This is a genomic window from Streptomyces sp. YS-3, assembly GCF_045257485.1.
In the GTDB taxonomy this organism is placed as follows: Bacteria; Actinomycetota; Actinomycetes; order Streptomycetales; family Streptomycetaceae; genus Streptomyces.
Genome location: NZ_JBJHPC010000614.1, coordinates 1 through 4,048, shown reverse-complemented (window position 1 = coordinate 4,048; position 4,048 = coordinate 1). Strand labels below are relative to the sequence as shown.

Here is a 4,048-nt window from a genome sequence, read left to right as displayed (position 1 = left end):
GCGCCCATGCGATGGCCGCAGACCTCGCACCAGTCGTCGGAACCCGACTGGTGTCCGTTCGGGCAGGTCGGCATGGAGTCGCTTCCCCCTCTCCTCGTCCGGCCCCTCGGGCCGAGGCACTCACGTGGTCTCGCTACCGCGCACCGCCCGGTGCGGCGCGCTCCCGGGCCGGTGCCCGGGTCGTTCCCGTCGTCACTTCTTCACGCGTACGGTCTTCGTCGAGCGGGTTTCGAGAGTCATCTCGTCCGCCTCCGCGACCTTCGCCTTCAGTCGCACAGTACCCGTCGCCTCGTCGACGACGTCCACCACCTTCGCGAGCAGCTTCGCCGTATCGGCGTTCCCGGAGGCCGCGGCGAGCTGGACGGCCCGGCCGAGCTTGGCGGTGGCGCCGTCGATATCGCCCGACTTGCGGGCATCCAGGCCCTGTTGGATGACCTGTGCCAGTTCGGCCTGACCCGTGTAGTGGGCGACCTGGGGGTTGATCGCGGTGGACGCGGCCATGTCCTCGGTCCACACCGCCCGGACCAGCCCCTGCGACAGGGTCTGCGGGGTGCCGCCCGCCGGGTCGGGCAGGATCAGCGAGACCCGGGCGGCGAGCATCTCCTGCCCGATTCCGGCCTCGGGGACCCGCACGCACACGTGGTAGTCGCGCGACTCGTCGCCCCACGAGCCCGTCGGGTAGTCCCCGGCGCGCGGCCCCGCCTCGGTCCGGCGGCCGGTCAGGTCCTCGACGGCGGGCGCGACCTGCTTGACGTACCGGATCTCCACACCGACCGGCGTCCACAGCCGCAGCGCGACGTCCGCGACCTCCTTGCCCATCGCGTTCTCCATCATCCGCGTGAAGTCCGCGGCCAGGCCCGAGGGGTCGGCCACGATGTCGGCGGTGCCGAGCAGCGCGGAGGCGATCCCCGTGACCTCCTTGACCTCCCAGTCGGTGCCGACCCCGCGCGCGTCGCAGGTGAAGCGGCCCGCGCAGGCGTCCAGCGCGGCCTGCAGAACGGCCGGCGACTCGTGTTCGTTGCGGCCGTCGGTGAGCAGGATGCCGTGCCGGATCGGTGTGTCCGCCGAGTTCAGCAGCCGGTCGGCGAGCCGCAGCCAGGTGCCGATGGCGGTGCCGCCGCCCGCGCTCAGCCCGCGCAGCGCCTCCTTGGCCTGGGCGCGGGTGTCCGGGCCGGCGACGGCCAGGCGGCCGTTGCCCGGGTAGACCTCCTTGGCCTGGTGGGTGCCCGCGACCACCGCGAAGCTCACGCCGTCGCGCAGGGTGTCGATCGCGGCGGCCGTGGCGTCGCGCGCGTTGCGCATCTTCGTCGGCGGGTAGTCCATCGAACCCGAGCAGTCGACCATGATCACCACGGCGGCGCCGGGCGCCTGCCCCGGCAGGGCCGAGGGCGAGAGCCCGGCCCCGGCCAGGGCCGCCCCGCCCACGGTCCGGCCGCCCGTCGACGTCACGGTGACGATCGCGTTGACCTCACGGCCGCCCTCCGGCAGGTACTCGTTCTGGTAGACGTCGACGGAGAACCGGGGCGCGTGCGGCTTGGAGAAGTTGGCCATCTGCTGGGCTCCTTGAGGCTTCTGGGCCTGAAGAGACGAGAATGCGGGGAAAACAGGTGCCACGGCCTAGTTGTAGGCGGATCCTGCCCCCGGCCGGGGGACCGCGAACGGCACGACGGCCACTGTTACGTTGTCGTGGCCGCCGCCGTCCAGGGCGTGGCCGACCAGCACCTGGGCGCTGTGCAGCGGCCGTTCGGCGGCGTCCGCGGGCACGGCCCCGGCCATCTCCTCGGCGCCCTCCGCGTAGTTCCACAGCCCGTCGGTGCAGACCACGACCACACCGGAGCGGTCCGGCTTGAACGCGGCGGTGTGCGGCTCCAGTTCGTAGGCGTCGGCGCCCAGCCAGCCCGTGATGGCGTGCGCCCGCTCGTCCGCGTACGCGTCGGCCTCGCTCATCAGGCCCGCCGCCACCATCTGCGCGGCCCAGGAGTCGTCCTCGGTGAGCCGGGCGGGCGGGGTCGTACGGTCGTCGGGCACCCAGTAGGCGCGGCTGTCGCCGACCCAGCCGACCACCAGCAGGCCGCCCGCGGCGATGGCGCCGACCAGGGTGCAGGCCGGTGCGTTCTGATGGCGCTGGGGGTCCTGCTCCGGCGCCGAAGCGGCCTGGTCGGCCAGTGAGTTGACCGCCTCGGCGGCGGCCACGATCGCCTCGTGCATGGCCTGCTGGGGGTGTGTGCCCTGGGGCAGCGCCTGGAGCAGCGACTCGTTGGCGCGGGCCGCCGCCGCCGCCGAGGCCTCGTCGGGGCGGGTCGCGGAGGAGACGCCGTCGCAGACGATCGCGACGACGGCGGGCGAGCCGTCGGGCAGCGCGGTGGTGGACACCGCGAACGCGTCCTCGTTGCGGTGGTGGCGCAGACCCCGGTCGCTGACCGCCGCCACCGGGCCGAGCTCCTGCTCCATGTGGTCGCGCTCGCGCGGCTGGGCGTGCCCGCAGTTCTCGCAGTACCCGTCGCCGTCGACCCGCCCGGCCCGGCACGCCACACAGACCTTCATGGGCGTGCTGACGTGGGTGGCCCGGTCGCCGAGGGCGGACGGGTCGGCCGTACGGGGGTCCGGCGCGGGCAGCGGGTACTCGTCGGGCCGGGGGTCGGGCTCGGGTTCGCCGCCGGGCCCGTCGTGCCGGACGTTCCCGGGCAGCGGGGAGCCGCCCGAGTCGGTGCCGGGCAGATCGGTGGGCAGGAGCACCGGGGCCGCCGCCGCGCCCTCCGCCGCACGGGCGGCCGGCCACGCCTCACCCGCCACGGGGCTGCCCAGGACCACCGTCGGGCTGTCCGCCGCGGCCACGGGCGTGGCCGACAGGTCGTACCCGCAGGCCCCGCAGTACCGGTCGCCCGACTCCAGCGGCTCGTGGCAGCCGGGGCACGTCCCGGTTGCCGGCTGGTGCATCTGCGCCATCAATCACACCCACGTCCGGGGGCGGAAGCGGTTGGCCCGCTCCACCAGTTCGATCCGCTCCTCGCCGCTGCCGGCGAGCCGGGCGAGCACCCGGTACGAACGCTCCAGGCCGAAGCGCAGGCCTCGTTCGTCCAGCTCGCTGCCGAGAAGTATGGCCCCGCCGCCCGGGCCGCCGCCGGGCCGCCCGCCCTCACCGGGGGCGCCCCGGCTTCCGGAGAGTACCCAGTCGAGCGCGGTACCGAGGACCTCGGTGGCCAGCCGCTCGCGGCGCACCGCGTCCAGGCCCAGCTGCTGGAGCGCCTCCACCTGGTCCGCCGCGGCCCGCAGATCGGCCAGCAGCGCGTCGTCCGGGGCGCGCCGGCGCAGCCTCGCCCGGACGGCGGCGACCCGGGCCGCCGTGTAGTGGATGGAGGCCTCCGGCACCGACTCCAGGGTGGCCACGGCCGCCTCGCGTTCGCCTGCGGCCAGTTGGACCCGGGCCAGGCCGAAGGCGGCGCTCACATAACTCGGGTCCGTCGTCCACACCAGCCGGTAGTACTCGGCGGCGTTGTCGAGCTGGCCCAGCACCTCCGCGCACACTCCCAGCGCCAGCTTGGGCGTGGGCTCGCCCGGGAACGCGTCGTAGACGGCGTCGAAGGAGAGCGCGGCGTTCTCGTGGTCGCCGGAGACCAGCGAGGCCACGCCCCGGTACCAGACGACCCGCCAGTCGTCGGGGTGGTCGGCCTCCAGGGATTCCAGGCCCCGGGCCGCCGAGAGGAGTTCGCCGAGGTCGAGCCGGGCGCGCAGCTCGCGCAGCCGCTTCTCCACCGAGTTGGCGGGCGCGGTGCGCAGCGCGGCGATCAGCTCGGCGGGCGCGGCGCCCATCAGACCCGCCAGGAAGCCCGCGTTGGGGTCGCCCGGGTCCACGTGCGGCACCGGCAGCGCCAGCGCGGTGGCGGGCGCGTCGAGCGGGCGCAGATAGCCGTCGCCGTCCGCTCTCCCGCCGTACGCGGCCGGGGCGCCGCCGGRGCGGGGCGCGGGGACGAGGGCGGGGTGCGCGGGTGCGCCGCCCGGCACCGCGGCGCCCGTGCCGGGCGGCGCACCCGGGCACCGCGCCCTCGTC

Annotated in this window: 3 protein-coding genes; all 3 read right to left on the bottom strand. The window is 75.4% G+C overall.

The genetic code is table 11. The features are described 5' to 3' along the window. Positions 1-192: 192 nt before the first annotated feature. Complete coding sequence (locus ACJA3G_RS31845; RefSeq protein ID WP_406556518.1) at positions 193-1,551, bottom strand: vWA domain-containing protein; 1,359 nt, start codon at positions 1,549-1,551, stop codon at positions 193-195. Positions 1,552-1,617: 66 nt separating this feature from the next. After that, the gene (locus ACJA3G_RS31840; RefSeq protein WP_406556517.1) at positions 1,618-2,946 is read right to left on the bottom strand and encodes a protein phosphatase 2C domain-containing protein; all 1,329 of its coding nucleotides are present in this window, start codon (positions 2,944-2,946) and stop codon (positions 1,618-1,620) included. 3 nt (positions 2,947-2,949) lie between these two features. Next, on the bottom strand, positions 2,950-4,048 hold a 1,099-nt coding region (locus tag ACJA3G_RS31835; protein WP_406556516.1), incomplete at its 5' end, for a tetratricopeptide repeat protein.

Excerpts from the sequence above, each read along its gene's own strand:
- ACJA3G_RS31845 (WP_406556518.1), bottom strand. The coding sequence starts at position 1,551 with ATGGCCAACTTCTCCAAGCCGCACGCGCCCCGGTTCTCCGTCGACGTC.
- ACJA3G_RS31840 (WP_406556517.1), bottom strand. The coding sequence starts at position 2,946 with ATGGCGCAGATGCACCAGCCGGCAACCGGGACGTGCCCCGGCTGCCAC.